At 74.6% G+C, this 12847-nt stretch carries 13 protein-coding genes and 1 pseudogene; 8 read left to right on the top strand and 6 right to left on the bottom strand.

What is annotated here, in order from left to right:
• Window positions 1-41: 41 nt before the first annotated feature.
• A pseudogene (locus tag ACQPZO_RS20725) lies at window positions 42-431 on the bottom strand (thioesterase family protein); the annotation flags it as partial.
• Window positions 432-491: 60 nt separating this feature from the next.
• Between ACQPZO_RS20725 and ACQPZO_RS20720 the strand changes: the two are divergent.
• Complete coding sequence (locus tag ACQPZO_RS20720; protein ID WP_433343248.1) at window positions 492-1586, top strand: phosphatase PAP2 family protein; 1095 nt, start codon at window positions 492-494, stop codon at window positions 1584-1586.
• Between the two features lie 112 nt (window positions 1587-1698).
• Here the strand turns inward: ACQPZO_RS20720 and ACQPZO_RS20715 are convergent, their stop codons facing one another.
• Genes ACQPZO_RS20715 through ACQPZO_RS20705 form a run of 3 tightly spaced genes read right to left on the bottom strand, consistent with a single transcriptional unit; the run spans window position 1699 to window position 4020 of the window.
• Entirely contained in the window at window positions 1699-3189 is a 1491-nt protein-coding gene (locus tag ACQPZO_RS20715) for a PH domain-containing protein (RefSeq protein ID WP_433343247.1), read from the bottom strand.
• On the bottom strand, window positions 3186-3767 hold the full coding sequence (locus tag ACQPZO_RS20710; RefSeq protein WP_433343246.1) for a PH domain-containing protein: 582 nt from the start codon (window positions 3765-3767) through the stop codon (window positions 3186-3188). Before ACQPZO_RS20710 ends, ACQPZO_RS20715 begins: the two co-directional genes overlap by 4 nt.
• 22 nt (window positions 3768-3789) lie before the next feature.
• The gene (locus ACQPZO_RS20705; RefSeq protein ID WP_396674645.1) at window positions 3790-4020 is read right to left on the bottom strand and encodes a hypothetical protein; all 231 of its coding nucleotides are present in this window, start codon (window positions 4018-4020) and stop codon (window positions 3790-3792) included.
• 238 nt (window positions 4021-4258) lie between these two features.
• On the opposite strand from ACQPZO_RS20705, the gene ACQPZO_RS20700 reads away from it, so the two are divergent.
• From ACQPZO_RS20700 to ACQPZO_RS20690, 3 genes are read left to right on the top strand one after another with little or no spacing between them, the layout of a single operon-like run.
• Window positions 4259-5374: an AAA family ATPase gene (locus ACQPZO_RS20700; RefSeq protein WP_433343245.1), complete on the top strand. Its 1116-nt coding sequence runs from the start codon at window positions 4259-4261 to the stop codon at window positions 5372-5374.
• Window positions 5353-6375 (top strand): DUF58 domain-containing protein, encoded by a 1023-nt coding sequence (locus tag ACQPZO_RS20695; RefSeq protein WP_433343243.1) that lies wholly within the window; start codon window positions 5353-5355, stop codon window positions 6373-6375. The genes ACQPZO_RS20700 and ACQPZO_RS20695 overlap by 22 nt, the downstream gene beginning before the upstream one ends.
• On the top strand, window positions 6372-7322 hold the full coding sequence (locus ACQPZO_RS20690) for a VWA domain-containing protein (RefSeq protein WP_433343242.1): 951 nt from the start codon (window positions 6372-6374) through the stop codon (window positions 7320-7322). Before ACQPZO_RS20695 ends, ACQPZO_RS20690 begins: the two co-directional genes overlap by 4 nt.
• Window positions 7323-7759: 437 nt before the next feature.
• Here ACQPZO_RS20690 and ACQPZO_RS20685 read toward each other — a convergent pair whose 3' ends face one another.
• Window positions 7760-7927: a hypothetical protein gene (locus ACQPZO_RS20685; RefSeq protein WP_433343240.1), complete on the bottom strand. Its 168-nt coding sequence runs from the start codon at window positions 7925-7927 to the stop codon at window positions 7760-7762.
• Between the two features lie 415 nt (window positions 7928-8342).
• Here ACQPZO_RS20685 and fabG point away from each other — a divergent pair, with 415 nt between their 5' ends.
• From fabG to ACQPZO_RS20665, 4 genes are all read left to right on the top strand, one after another.
• On the top strand, window positions 8343-9047 hold the full coding sequence (fabG, locus tag ACQPZO_RS20680; RefSeq protein ID WP_396674637.1) for a 3-oxoacyl-ACP reductase FabG: 705 nt from the start codon (window positions 8343-8345) through the stop codon (window positions 9045-9047).
• A gap of 38 nt (window positions 9048-9085) precedes the next feature.
• Entirely contained in the window at window positions 9086-9853 is a 768-nt protein-coding gene (fabI, locus tag ACQPZO_RS20675; protein WP_433343239.1) for an enoyl-ACP reductase FabI, read from the top strand.
• Between the two features lie 98 nt (window positions 9854-9951).
• Window positions 9952-10983 carry a ferrochelatase gene (locus ACQPZO_RS20670; RefSeq protein ID WP_433343237.1) on the top strand — a complete coding sequence of 344 codons (1032 nt, stop codon included), beginning with the start codon at window positions 9952-9954 and terminating at the stop codon, window positions 10981-10983.
• Window positions 10984-11059: 76 nt separating this feature from the next.
• A complete protein-coding gene (locus tag ACQPZO_RS20665) occupies window positions 11060-11839 on the top strand; it encodes an HAD-IIA family hydrolase (RefSeq protein WP_433343235.1) in 780 nt (259 codons plus the stop codon).
• A gap of 81 nt (window positions 11840-11920) precedes the next feature.
• Here ACQPZO_RS20665 and ACQPZO_RS20660 read toward each other — a convergent pair whose 3' ends face one another.
• Window positions 11921-12715: a hypothetical protein gene (locus ACQPZO_RS20660; RefSeq protein WP_433343234.1), complete on the bottom strand. Its 795-nt coding sequence runs from the start codon at window positions 12713-12715 to the stop codon at window positions 11921-11923.
• Window positions 12716-12847: the final 132 nt, after the last annotated feature.

Raw genomic sequence — 12847 nt, 5'->3', positions numbered from 1 at the left:
GCGGGCCCCCCGTCGGCCGGAGAGCCGGGCCGGGTCCCGCCGGCCCGCTCGACGAAGCGCTGCCGGTCGACCAGCACCCGGTCCACCAGCCCCCGGGCGACCGTCTCCGCGCCGTCGGTGACGCTCACCTCGAACCGCAGCCGTCGTCCGTCGACCGTGGCGAGCCGGGCGTGCGCCGCCACCGTGCGGCCGACCGGGGTGGGGGCCAGGTGGTCCAGCTCGACCCGGAGCCCGACCGTGGTCCGGCCCGGCGGCATGTCGTCGGCGGTGGCCGCGACCGTGGCCGCCTCGACCAGGGCGAGCACCCGGGGCGTGCCCAGCACCGGCACGTCGCCGGAGCCGAGGGCCCGCGCGGTGTCGGCGTCGGTCACGGTCAGCTCGACCCGGGCCGACAGGCCCGGCGCGAGGGATTGCTCCGACTGCTCCTGCATGCGCCCACCCTAGGTGGTCGCCGTCGGCGGGTCGCGGTGCCGCCGTTAACCTGGACGGCGATGGCCGTCGTGACTGACCCACAGACCCCCGCCCCCGCCGGACCGCCCGGACCGCCCGCGCCGCCCGCCCCGCCCGACGGCGGTCGCCGTCGGGTGATCGCCATGTCGGTCTGGGCCGTCGCCTTCGTGGTCGGCTGGCTCGGCATCGGCCTGCCCACCGACCCGGCGTACGCGTTCCTCTGGATCTGGGCGGGCACCGTCGCCTGGAACTCGCACCGCCCGTGGCGCACCCACCTGCTGTTCGCCCGGGACTGGGTGCCGGTGGTGCTGCTCCTCGCGGCCTACAACCTGTCCCGGGGGTTCGCCGACAACGGGGCCACCCCGCACGCGATGGAGCTGATCGTCGCCGACCGGTTCATGTTCGGCTGGGCGACCGGCGGCGAGGTGCCGACCGTCTGGTTGCAGGAGCACTTCTACCGGCCCGAGGTGCGCTGGTGGGACGTGCTCGCCAGCTGGGTCTACTTCTCCCACTTCGTGGTGACCCTCGCCGCCGCCGCGGTGCTCTGGATGCGCAACCGGCGCCGGTGGGCCGCGTACATGCGGCGCTTCGGTTTCCTCTGCGCGGCCGGGCTGGTCACGTACTTCCTCTACCCGGCCGCCCCGCCCTGGTGGGCGGCGCAGAACGGCCTGCTCACCGAGGTCGCCCGGATCTCCACCCGGGGCTGGAAGGCGTTCGGCATGCACGGCGCGGGCAACCTGCTCAACGCCGGGCAGATCGCCTCCAACCCGGTGGCCGCGATGCCGTCGCTGCACACCGCGTGGGCACTGTTCGTGGTGCTGTTCTTCCTGGGGGCGACCCGCCGCCGGTGGTGGCCGCTGCTGCTGGCGTACCCGCTGGCGATGACCTTCACCCTGGTCTACTCCGGCGAGCACTACGTCATCGACGTGCTGGTCGGCTGGGCGTACGTGGGGATGACCTTCCTCGTGGTCGGCCTGGCCGAACGCTGGTGGGCGGCCCGCCGGTCGCGCCGGGCACCGGTCACGTCGGAGCCGGCCGGCGGGGGGCCGGGTGGTCCGGAGCCGGGCGACGGGGGGCCCGAGCCGGTCGGTCCCGCCGCCGCCGGCGATCCGCCGGTGGTCCCGGCCGCGCGCTGAGGCCCCTGCGCGGGCTGCCGCAGGACCCGTTGCGGCCGGCGGTCCCGGCCGCGCGCTGAGGCCCCTGCCGGACCCGTTGCGGCCGGCGGTTCCGGCCGCGCGGCGGGCCGGCTCAGCCGGGGTTGCGGGCGGCGTGCGCCCGCGCGGTCAGCTCCGCCGCCAGCCACCACGCCTCGGCGAGGTCGCGGTCGAGGGCGGCAGCGCCCGCGCCGCCCGCGGTGTCCGCGTGCACGGTCGCCAGCCGCAGCCGCCGCTGCGCCGGGCCCTGGGTCACCCGCACGCTCTGGATCCGCGCGTACGGCACGACGGTGAGCTGCCGGGTGATCAGCCCGGACCGGGCGGCGAAGACCCGTTCGTCGAGCCCGGCGCCGACGGCCCGGCGGCTCAGCGGGCGCAGCCACCGGGCCCGGGCCGGCGGGAGGCTCGTCGCCAGCCCGCTCAGCCGCACCCCCGGCAGCACCTCTGTCACGATCCGTTCCCCGATGTGCGCGTCGCCCACCGGCAGCAGCCGGTCGGGCCGGTTGCGGTCGTCCGGCTCGCCGGCCGCGTAGCCGGCCACCTCCAACCGCAGCCGAAGCCAGCCCTTGGTGCGCCAGAGCAGTGGCCAGGTGACCCCGACCGTCTGCACCCGGCTCAGCGGCACGGTCTGCGCCCGGGTCTCCAGCAGGCCGTTGCGGATCCGCAGGGTGCCCTCGTCCCGGGCCAGCCGGAAGTTCCAGTCGTCGAGGACGCGGCGTACCGGTTGCAGCAGCACGCCGGCCATCGCGGTGAGCGTGCTCGCCACCGCGATGAACGACCAGGAGTCCTCGGAGAGGAACTGGGCCACGACGAAGGCCACGCCGAGGGGGAGCAGGAGCGCCTGCGGGGTGAGTAGCTGGCTGACCAGCAGGTCCCGGTTCGACACGTCGTGCAGCGTCCGCCCCTGCGGGACCGGCGAGGCCGCGTGCTGCACCCCCGGTCCGTCCGTCGCTGTGGTCGCCGGCTGGGGCCCGGGGGCGGTCCCGGTGCCGGCGAGCGCGAGCAGCCGCTGCCGCAGGGCGGCGGCCTCGGCCACCCCCAGGTACGCCAGCGGCGCCTCGGTCTTCCCGCCGCCGACCACCTCCAGCCGCAGCTCGGCCAGGCCGGTGAGCTGGGCGAGCAGCGGGCGGACGACCTCGACGGCCTGGAGGCGCTCCAGCGGGATGGCCCGGGTACGCCGCCAGAGCAGGCCCTCGTACACCCGTAGCTCGCGGCCGACCACGTGGTAGCCGGTGTTGTACCAGCTGACCACCGCGAGCACGGTCGCGCCGAGGGCCAGCACGACCACCATCGCCGCGAACCAGCTGAAGCCGACCCGGGACAGGGTCGACCAGGACAGCCCGGCGATGACCACGACCAGCGACTTGGCCCCGTGCAGCGCGGGGCTCAGCGGGTGCAACCGCTGCCGGGGCTCCCCGCCACCGGCCCGCTGGTCAGGGAGCTGCTGCCCCGGCCCGCCGGGCGGGGCGACGGCCACCTCGGGCCCGTACGGGGGGGCGGTGGGCGGCGCGGCAGGCGCGGGGGTCGGGAACTGCGGGGGGTGCTGGGCGCCGGCGGGGTCGGTGTTGTGCTGGCCCTGGCTCACAGGCCCTCCGCGCGGTCCTCGCCGAGCGCGGTGAGCCGGTCGCGCAGCCGGGAGGCCTCCGCCGGGCGCAGCCCCGGCACCCGGGCGTCGCTGGCCGCGGCGGCGGTGTGCAGCTGCACCGTGGCCAGGTCGAAGGCCCGCTCCAGCGGGCCGGCGCTGACGTCGACGAACTGCATTCGCGAGTACGGCACGATGGACAGCCGGCGGACCAGCAGCCCGTGTCGCACCAGCAGGTCGTTCTCGCGCTCGGCGTACCCCCAGGCGTGCACCGCGCGCACGATGGTGACGACCCGCCACGCCCCGGCCAGCACGACCGCGCCGAGGGCGGCACCGAACAGCCAGTGCCCGCTCAACGCCCAACCGACGGCGAGACCCAGCAGCAGCACCCCGAGCAGCGCCGCCAGCCGCAGCAGCTCCACCCAGATCAGGTCGCCGGACACCGGTTGCCACCGCACGGTGTCCGGCCACGGCTCCAGCGGGCCGTGCGGGGACGGCGCCGACCAGGCCGGGGCCGGCGGTGGCGCGGGGTGCGGGCCGGGTGGGACGGCCGGTGGGCCGCCGACGGGGTCGCCGGTCACCGGGAGGGTCCGCTCTGCGCGTTCACCAGTCGAGCGTAGGCGATCCGGCGAGCGGCGTGACCTCTCGAAGGAAGCCGCGTGCGTCGAGGAAGTCGCCGAGTGAGGACCGGTGGTCGGCGCAGGCGAGCCAGGTCTTGCGCCGGTCGGCGGTGTGCAGGCGGGGATTGTTCCAGCGCAGCGCCCACTCGGCGGGCGCGCGACAGCCTCGGGCCGAGCAAATCGGTGCCGCGTCGGCGGGGAGGGGGAGGCTCATCCGGGCCAGTCTAGGCGCGCGACGAGAAGGCTGAGCGCCGGGCGGCCACGGGGGGAGCCGCCCGGCGACGGGGTGAATGGTACACACGCCGGACCCCCTGGTGTAAACCCGTGACCGGCGATTCGGGGCGGTGGGACGGCGTGGCGGAAAACGGCTTCTCCCCGCCTCGGCACTCAGCCGGGCATGCGAGTCTTGACACGCACCACGCCGCGACAATCGATCATGCTGTGGAGGACCGGTGGCCCAGCCGACCACGCCCGACACCCCGACGCCGAACGGCAGCGCGCCGGACATCCCCCCGACGTCGGCGCCGCCGACGACCACCCCGGCCCAGGACGCGACGCTGCTGGAGCGTGCGCTGTTCGAGATCAAGCGGGTGATCGTCGGCCAGGACCGGATGGTCGAGCGGATGTTCGTGGCGCTGCTCGCCCGGGGGCACTGCCTGTTGGAGGGGGTGCCCGGGGTGGCGAAGACCCTCGCCGTGGAGACCCTCGCCAGGGTGGTCGGCGGATCCTTCGCCCGGGTGCAGTTCACCCCGGACCTGGTCCCCGCCGACATCATGGGCACCCGGATCTACCGGCAGTCCAGCGAGAAGTTCGACGTCGAGCTGGGTCCGGTCTTCGTCAACTTCCTGCTCGCCGACGAGATCAACCGGGCCCCGGCAAAGGTGCAGTCGGCCCTGCTGGAGGTGATGGGCGAGCGGCAGGTGTCCATCGGCGGCCAGACCCACCGGGTGCCGGACCCGTTCCTCGTGATGGCCACCCAGAACCCGATCGAGCAAGAGGGCGTCTACCCGCTTCCGGAGGCGCAGCGGGACCGCTTCCTGATGAAGATCGTCGTCGGGTATCCGACCGACGCCGAGGAGCGGGAGATCGTGTACCGAATGGGGGTGACCCCGCCGCAGTCGACGCGGGTCTTCGACACCGAGGACCTGATCGCCCTGCAGCGCAAGGCCGACCAGGTCTTCGTGCACAACGCGCTGGTCGACTACGCGGTTCGGCTGGTGCTGGCCACCCGCGCCCCCGCCGAGCACGGCATGCCCGACGTCGCGCAACTGATCCAGTACGGCGCCAGCCCGCGCGCCTCGCTCGGACTGGTCCGGGCCGCCCGGGCGCTGGCGTTGCTGCGTGGCCGGGACTACGCCCTCCCGCAGGACGTGCAGGACATCGCGCCGGACATCCTGCGTCACCGGCTGGTGCTCAGCTACGACGCGCTCGCCGACGACGTGCCGGCCGACCACGTGGTGCACCGGGTGATGTCGACCATCCCGCTGCCGTCGGTGGCCCCGCGCCAGCAGGCCACCCCGAACGGCCCGCCGCCAGCCGCCGCCGGGTGGCCCGGGCAGCGGCCGTGACCTCACCCACCCCCACCCCCACCGGGGGTACGCGGTGGTCGCCCTCACCCGCCGCCCCCCGCAGTGACGCGCTGCTGCTCCGGCTCCAGCTGATGGTCACCCGCAAGCTCGACGGCCTGCTCCAGGGCGACTACGCCGGACTGCTGCCCGGCCCGGGCAGCGAGGCGGGGGAGTCGCGCGAGTACCGGCCGGGCGACGACGTACGCCGGATGGACTGGCCGGTGACCGCGCGCACGACGACGCCGCACGTGCGGCGTACGGTCGCCGACCGGGAGCTGGAGACGTGGCTCGCGGTGGACCTGTCCGCGAGCCTGGACTTCGGCACCGGCCAATGGCTGAAGCGGGACGTGGTGGTGGCCGCCGCCGCCGCGCTGACCCACCTGACCGTGCGCGGTGGCAACCGGATCGGGGCGGTGGTCGGCAGCGGAGCCGCTGCGGCAGCCCCGGCCGGCCGCCGCCGGGGCACGCCGCCGCCCGGCCCCGGCCGGCTGGTCCGGCTGCCCGCCCGGTCCGGGCGGAAGGAGGCGCAGGGTCTGCTGCGGGCGATCGCCGGCACCGAGATCCGGCCCGGGCGCAGCGACCTGGGCGCGCTGGTCGACATGCTGAACCGGCCGCCCCGCCGACGGGGGGTCGCGGTGGTCATCTCCGACTTCCTCGCGCCGCCGCCGCAGTGGGCGCGGCCGATGCGTAAGCTGCGGGTCCGGCACGACGTGCTGGCGATCGAGGTGGTCGACCCGCGCGAGCTGGAGTTGCCCGACGTGGGGGTGCTGCCGGTGGTCGACCCGGAGACCGGGGAGCTGCACGAGGTGCAGACCGCCGACCCGCGGCTGCGCCGCCGGTACGCCGAGGCCGCCACCGCCCAGCGCGCGGAGATCTCCGCCCAGCTCCGCGCCGCCGGAGCGGCCCACCTGCGACTGCGGACCGACACCGACTGGCTGCTCGACATGGTGCGCTTCGTGGCCGCTCAGCGGCACGCCCGCACCCGGGGGACGACACGATGATCCGTTTTCTGCAACCGTGGTGGCTGCTGGCCGTGCTGCCGGTGCTCGCCCTCGCCGCGCTGTACGTGTGGCGGCAGCTGCACCGCCGGGCGTACGCGATGCGGTTCACCAACGTGGACCTGCTGCGCACCCTGGCGCCGAAGGGGCTGGGCTGGCGGCGGCACGTGCCGGCGGTGGCGTTCCTGCTCTGCCTGCTGGTGCTGTCCACCGCCCTGGCCCGGCCGGCGATCGACACCAGGGAGCCGCTGGAGCGGGCCACCGTCATGCTGGCCATCGACGTTTCGCTGTCCATGCAGGCCGACGACGTGCCGCCGAACCGGCTGGAGGCCGCCCAGGAGGCGGCCAAGCAGTTCGTCGGCGAGTTGCCGGAGAGCTACAACCTCGGCCTGGTCTCGTTCGCCAAGTCGGCAAACGTGCTGGTGCCGCCCGGCAAGGACCGGGGCGCGGTGACCAGCGCGATCGACGGGCTGGTGCTGGCCGAGGCGACGGCGACCGGCGAGGCGGTGTTCACCTGCCTGGAGGCGATCCGATCGGTGCCGGCCGACGGCGCAGCGGGCATCCCGCCGGCCCGGATCGTGCTGCTCTCCGACGGTTTCCGCACCTCCGGGCGGGCGGTGGAGGAGGCTGCCGCCGCCGCCCAGGCGGCCAACGTGCCGGTCTCCACCATCGCCTTCGGCACCGACGCCGGCCAGGTCGACATCGGCGGGCAGCTCCAGCGGGTGCCGGTGGACCGACTGGCGCTGGCCGACCTGGCGGAGACCACCGACGGGTACTTCTACGAGGCGGCCTCGGTCAGCGAACTCAAGCAGGTCTACCAGGACATGGGCAGCTCGATCGGGTTCCGCACCGAGCCCCGCGAGATCACCCAGTGGTACGCCGGTATCGCGCTGCTGCTGGCCCTCTGCGCGGGCGCCACGAGTCTCCTGTGGTCCTCCCGCCTGCTCTGACCCACCCCGGCCCGCGTCGACCCGTGGAGGTCGGCGTGGGGCGGGCGTTCAGTGGCCGGCGGAGGTGAGGACGAAGACGACGGCCACCCAGACGGCGGCGAGGGTGAAGCCCAGCGGGGCGACGTAACGGCTCATGGGAAGGCTCCGGGTGGCGACTGGACGGTCCGCGCATGCGGGGGCGGACCGCAGGGGGGTGGATCAGGACGCGCACACGAAGTCGTGACCGGGCGGCTCCCGACGCGGCTCGGTCATTCGGCGCGGGGCCGGTGACCGGGCGGAGGCGGGGAGCAGAGCTGGTCAGCTCACCTGCTGAGTCGTGGCTCAGCGGGGCTGACGTTCGGCCCGGCCACGACTGGGAGGATCGCTATCTCGCACAGCGATCACCTCCTGCGTTCGGCGGGGCCCGGAACGCGGACCACACGGCCCGCAAACGTGGATCATCGTACACGGGGCTGGGCGCCGGACGGCACTCGGCCGACGGGTCGCCTGAGTGGCTCCTGCGGGCCCGCCGCCGGGCGGTCCGCGACCCGCCGGTGACGCAGCAGCAGCAGCGCGAGGACGACGGCCAGTTGGCCGTCGTCGCGCAGGTCGAGTTTGGTCAGCACCCGCCCGATGATGGGTCTTGCCGCCGTGCCACGCCGCCCCGTACGCCGGGCAGTCGGGGCGGCGGTCTGACGATTGCGCCCCGCACCCGGTCGGGGACCTGCCCTTCGGCCCCTATGGAGCTGCCCCGTTTGTGCTCCCGCTCCACCGACAGCACAAACGGGGCAGCTCCATAGGGCCAACGGAGGCTAGGCCGCCCCGGCACGGGCCGCCCCGGCACGGGCCGCCCCGGCACGGGCCGCCCCGGCACGGGCCGCCCCGGCACAGGCCGATGATGTCGGCAGCGCGCACATCCCCTGGTGCCTGCCGAGCCGGAGACCCTGACGACTGGGGGGCCACCAGGGCGGCGTTAGCGCTTACCTGCCGGTAACGCCTAGGCTCCGACCGACTGGGAGATCATCGAACCGAGGGGGACCCGTGGCCCGAACCGTGCTGGTGACCGGCGGCAACCGGGGGATCGGCCTGGCCATCGCGCAGGCCTTCGCCAAGCAGGGTGACCGGGTGGCGGTGACGCACCGTAGTGGCGACGCGCCCGAGGGGCTGTTCGGGGTGCGGTGCGACGTGACCGACTCCGCCTCCGTCGACGCGGCCTTCGGCACCATCGAGGCCGAGCTGGGCCCGGTCGAGGTGCTGGTGGCCAACGCCGGCATCACCGACGACACCCTGATCATGCGGATGTCGGAGGAGCAGTTCACCCGGGTGGTGGACACCAACCTCACCGGCGCGTTCCGCTGCGCCAAGCGCGCCTCGACGAAGATGCTCCGGGCCAAGTGGGGCCGGATGATCTTCATCTCCTCGGTCGTCGGCCTGTACGGCGGCCCCGGTCAGGTCAACTACGCGGCGAGCAAGGCCGGCATGGTCGGCGTGGCCCGCTCGATCACCCGGGAGCTGGGCGGACGCAACATCACCGCCAACGTCGTCGCACCCGGCTTCATCGACACCGACATGACCGCCGCGCTGCCCGAGGACCGCCGGACCGCGTACCTCAAGTCCATCCCCGCCGGCCGGTTCGCCACTCCCGACGAGGTCGCCGCGGTGGTCGCCTGGCTGGCCTCGGACGCCGCCGGCTACATCTCCGGCGCCGTGATCCCGGTCGACGGCGGCCTGGGCATGGGCCACTGACGCTGCTCATCGCACCGACTCAACGGAGGAACCTCGACATGTCCGGACTGCTGGCCGGTAAGCGGCTGCTGGTCACCGGCGTCATCACCGACGCCTCGATCGCCTTCTCCGTGGCGAAGCTTGCCCAGGAGAACGGCGCGCAGGTCGTGCTCACCGGCTACGGCCGGCTCTCCCTGGTCGAGCGGATCGCCAGGCGGCTCCCCGAGCCGGCCCCGGTGATCGAGCTGGACGTGGCCAACGCCGAGCACCTCGCCGGCCTGGCCGACAAGGTCCGGGAGCACGTCGACGGCCTCGACGGGGTGGTGCACTCGATCGGCTTCGCACCGCAGAGCTGCCTCGGCGGCGGGTTCCTCGACGCGCCGTGGGAGGACGTGGCCACCGCGCTGCACGTCTCGACGTACTCATACAAGTCCCTGGCCATGGCGGCGCTGCCGCTGATGCAGCCGGGCGGCGCGGTGGTCGGGCTGACCTTCGACGCCACCAAGGCGTGGCCGGTCTACGACTGGATGGGTGTGGCCAAGGCCGGGCTGGAGTCCGCCTCCCGCTACCTCGCGATGCACCTGGGCAAGCAGGGCATCCGCAGCAACCTGGTCGCCGCCGGCCCGCTGCGCACCATCGCGGCGAAGTCGATCCCCGGCTTCGAGCAGTTCGAGGACGCCTGGGCCGAGCGCGCCCCGCTGGGCTGGAGCCTCACCGACCAGGAGCCGGCCGCCCGGGCCTGCCTGGCGCTGATGTCGGACTGGTTCCCGGCCACCACCGGCGAGATCGTCCACGTCGACGGCGGCTACCACGCCATCGGCGCCTGACGTCGCGGGCGGGCCCGCCGACGCGGGGGCCCGCCCCTGCACACCCCGGACCAGGGGGCGTCGCCCGGCCGCCGACGGGGGCGGGGAAGAATAGGCCCATGGCGTACGACGCGTTGGTGCTGGTCTCCTTCGGCGGCCCGGAGCGGCCCGAGGACGTGCTGCCCTTCCTCCAGAACGTGACCCGGGGGCGGGGCGTGCCCCCGGAGCGGCTGGCGGAGGTCGTCGAGCACTACCAGCACTTCGGCGGGGTCTCCCCGATCAACCAGCAGTGCCGCGACCTGCTCGCCGCCATCCGGGCGGACTTCGCCGCCCACGGTGTCGACCTGCCGGTCTACTGGGGCAACCGGAACTGGGACCCGATGCTCGCCGACACCGTGGCCCGGATGCGCGACGACGGGGTCACCAACGCCCTGGCGCTCGTGACCAGCGCGTACGGCGGCTACTCCTCCTGCCGCCAGTACCAGGAGGACATCGCGAAGGCCCGCGCGGCCGTCGGCCCGGACGCCCCGGTGATCGAGAAGCTGCGCCAGTTCTGGGACCACCCGGGCTTCGTCGAGCCGCACGCCGACGCGGTCAGGGCGGCGCTGGGCCGGCTCGACCCGGCGAAGCGGGCCACCACCCGGCTGGTCTTCACCGCACACTCCGTCCCCGTCTCGGCGGCCGCGAACGCCGGTCCGCACGGCGGCCGGTACACCGCCCAACTCGCGGAGGTGGCCCGGCTGGTGCACGCCGCCGCCGCGCCCGACCTGCCGTACGACCTGGTGTGGCAGAGCCGCTCCGGCCCGCCCCAGGTGCCGTGGCTGGAGCCGGACGTCAACGACCACCTGGCCGCCCTCGCCGAGGCCGGCACCACCACCGCCGTGGTGGTCAGCCCGATCGGGTTCGTCTCCGACCACCTGGAGGTGGTGTGGGACCTCGACACCGAGGCGGCGGAGACGGCCAAACAACTCGGGCTGGACTTCGTCCGGGCCGGCACCCCGGGCACCGATCCGCGTTTCGTGGCCATGGCGCGCGAGCTGGTCGCCGAGCGCACCGAGCCGGGCGGGGAGCGGCTGCGCCGCCGCCTCGGCGAGCTGCCGCTGTGGGACACCTGCCCGACGGTGTGCTGCGTGCCGACCCGCCGGCCCTGACCCGCCGCCCGCCACCTCCGACACCCGTGCGGGTCACCGTCCGACGGCCCCGCCCCGACATCCCCTGGGACGACGAATGCACGAACGTAAGCCGGTGCAGAGCTGGCTGACCGACATGGACGGCGTGCTGGTGCACGAGGGCCAGCCCGTACCCGGCGCGCCGGAGTTCATCAACAAGCTGCGCTCCTCCAGCAAGCCGTTCCTGGTGCTGACCAACAACTCCATCTACACCCCACGCGACCTGCGGGCCCGGCTGACCCGGATGGGCTTCGAGGTGCCCGAGCACGCCATCTGGACGGCGGCGCTGGCCACCGCCCAGTTCCTGGCCGACCAGCGGCCGGGCGGCACCGCGTACGCGATCGGGGAGGCCGGGCTGACCACGGCGCTGCACGCGGTCGGCTACGTGCTCACCGACTTCGCCCCCGACTACGTGGTGCTGGGGGAGACCCGGACGTACAGCTTCGAGGCGATCACCAAGGCGGTCCGGCTGATCAACGAGGGGGCGCGGTTCATCTGCACCAACCCCGACGTCACCGGCCCGTCGGTCGAGGGCGCGCTGCCGGCCGCCGGCTCGGTCGCGGCGATGATCTCGAAGGCGACCGGGGTGGCGCCGTACTTCGTCGGCAAGCCCAACCCGATGATGATGCGCTCGGCGCTGAACACCATCGACGCGCACTCCGAGACGACCGCCATGATCGGCGACCGGATGGACACCGACGTGCTGTGCGGCCTGGAGGCCGGGCTGGAGACGATCCTGGTGCTGACCGGGATCAGCACCCGGGCCGAGGCCGAGCGGTACCCGTACCGGCCGTCGCGGATCGTCGACTCGGTGGCCGACCTGATGGACGACATCTGACCCCGCCGGTCGTCAACTCGGTGGCCGAATTGGCCAGGGGTCGGGCCCGGCGGGTGCCAGGGCGCTGAGGGCCGGCGGGGGTCAGGGGCGCAGCGGGGCGTTGCAGGCGGCGACGAGGGCCTGCCGGCAGGCGGTGGTGAGCGGGCGTAGCGCTGCGTCGCGCTGCTGGGCCTCGTAGTTGTTGATCGCGCCGCCCAGCGCGCTGTGCCCGGCCAGCGCCAGCACCCGGTCCAGCACGGCGGCGCGGGCGAACAGCCGCCGCGCCCGGGGGTCGAAGCCCGGCGGCAGGTCGGTGGTCCCGTCGGGGCGGCGCAGCGCGGCCAGCGCGCCGGCCAGCTCGGGCCGCCACTGGGCCACGTCGAGCCGGGTCAGTGCCGCGGTGGTCTCGGCGAGCGCGCTGGCCAGTTCCGCCTCCGCCTCGGCGGCGCCTGGCGAGGCCAGCGAGGCGGCCGGGGCGTCGGCGGGCAGCGGGTAGCACCGCCAGAGCACCGTCTCAAAGGTCATCCCCGAGCCCGAGGTGTGCGTGCGCACCTGCGGGATCAGCCCGATCCCGCCGGCCACCACCGCCTCGCCGGTGACCAGCGCGGTGCCCGTGAAGTCGCCCGGCCCGGGCAGCCCCCGAGGATCGCCGGGCGCGGGCAGCACCAGCCGGATCTCGTCCGGGGAGAGCTTCGCCAGGGTGGGCAGCGCGTCCCGTAGTGGGACGTCGGTCCAGGTTCCGGGGGCGTCCGAGACGAGGTGTTCCTCGTCGCCGGCGATCTCCTCGGCGACCTCGTCGTACGGCACGAGGCCGGCGCGCCAGGCGCGCACCCAGGCAACGAACCGGCTCGACCGGCGGGGCGCGAGGGTGACCGCGCCCACTGCGGGGGAGGACATGCAAGAGAGGGTACGTGGTGTGCGCCGCCCCTGTCTCGACTGCCGCGTGCCCCGCTCCGGTTAGCGTCGATCATGGACTCGTGCTGACCGGATTTTCCGCTCGTGCGCTCTTTGCGGGGGTACTCCGGCTCA

It is taken from the genome of Micromonospora sp. CA-111912 (assembly GCF_050948415.1).
Taxonomy (GTDB): Bacteria; Actinomycetota; Actinomycetes; order Mycobacteriales; family Micromonosporaceae; genus Micromonospora.
This window is presented reverse-complemented; position numbering and strand designations above follow the sequence as displayed.

What these genes read in the sequence shown, in the direction of transcription:
- ACQPZO_RS20720 (WP_433343248.1), top strand. Translation starts at nt 492, where the DNA reads ATGGCCGTCGTGACTGACCCACAGACCCCCGCCCCCGCCGGACCGCCC.
- ACQPZO_RS20670 (WP_433343237.1), top strand. Translation starts at nt 9,952, where the DNA reads ATGGCGTACGACGCGTTGGTGCTGGTCTCCTTCGGCGGCCCGGAGCGG.
- ACQPZO_RS20705 (WP_396674645.1), bottom strand. Translation starts at nt 4,020, where the DNA reads ATGAGCCTCCCCCTCCCCGCCGACGCGGCACCGATTTGCTCGGCCCGA.
- ACQPZO_RS20690 (WP_433343242.1), top strand. Translation starts at nt 6,372, where the DNA reads ATGATCCGTTTTCTGCAACCGTGGTGGCTGCTGGCCGTGCTGCCGGTG.
- ACQPZO_RS20660 (WP_433343234.1), bottom strand. Translation starts at nt 12,715, where the DNA reads ATGTCCTCCCCCGCAGTGGGCGCGGTCACCCTCGCGCCCCGCCGGTCG.
- fabI (WP_433343239.1), top strand. Translation starts at nt 9,086, where the DNA reads ATGTCCGGACTGCTGGCCGGTAAGCGGCTGCTGGTCACCGGCGTCATC.
- ACQPZO_RS20665 (WP_433343235.1), top strand. Translation starts at nt 11,060, where the DNA reads ATGCACGAACGTAAGCCGGTGCAGAGCTGGCTGACCGACATGGACGGC.